Below are 719 nucleotides of genomic sequence, written 5' to 3'. Positions count from 1 at the left end.
GTGTGCATCATCAAAAAACTGTCGGTATCGCCCAAGCGGGCGCGATGCTCGGCGTTCTCCAGATCGAGATAGAGCGCATCGCGGCTTTCGCCGATCGCATGGGCGAGGGTGGTCTTGCCCACCTGCCGGGGGCCGATCAGGACGACGGCGGCCTCGCGCTTCAAGGCAGCGTCCACTTCGGAGAATTTGGCGCGCGGGATCATGTTCATCCTTGCAATCATAAAGCGACACTTTACGATTGCAAGGATATTGACAAGAAAATCCGAATTGCCCCGATCCGGCGAGGTGGTTATCGGACTTCGAGGCTCGTCGATGAGGAGCACGGATGCCGTTCTTCGATGACCGAGAGGGAGGTTTTCGCATCGAGCCTCTTGTCATCGGCGATATCGGTCATTGTCCCTTCGGTGGGATCGTCGTCGCCACCCATCGGACCTCTCCGACTTGGCGGGCATGGTTAGGCGGGTATACGCAAGCGTGGCTTTTAGGGTAAATTGCGAAAGTGGCGCCGAAGTGGATGCGCGCGCCTCCAAACATTCCCGAGCATCGACCCGGCAGATTTCGGTTTCGATCCCGTAGCGGATTCGACAAGACCGCAGCGATAGCAACCAGGAGAGCACGATGATGACGAAGCCCCCGATTCACGATCGCGTCGATTCGAATCGACGGCCAGAACCGGTACCCGAGGTGCCGGTGGCGCCTAAATTGACTACCCCCCCCCC

Annotated in this window: 1 protein-coding gene; it reads right to left on the bottom strand. The window is 59.0% G+C overall.

Annotated features, from left to right (window positions below; genetic code table 11):
- Positions 1-209 (bottom strand): AAA family ATPase (locus BF99_RS23175; protein WP_156013516.1); only part of this gene is annotated, 209 nt, incomplete at its 3' end.
- Between the last annotated feature and the right edge of the window lie 510 nt (positions 210-719).

This window comes from Thioalkalivibrio sp. HK1, assembly GCA_000583135.1.
Lineage (GTDB): Bacteria > Pseudomonadota > Gammaproteobacteria > HK1 > HK1 > HK1.
Note: the sequence above shows the minus strand (reverse complement) of the source record. Positions and strands in the feature narration are given on the sequence as shown.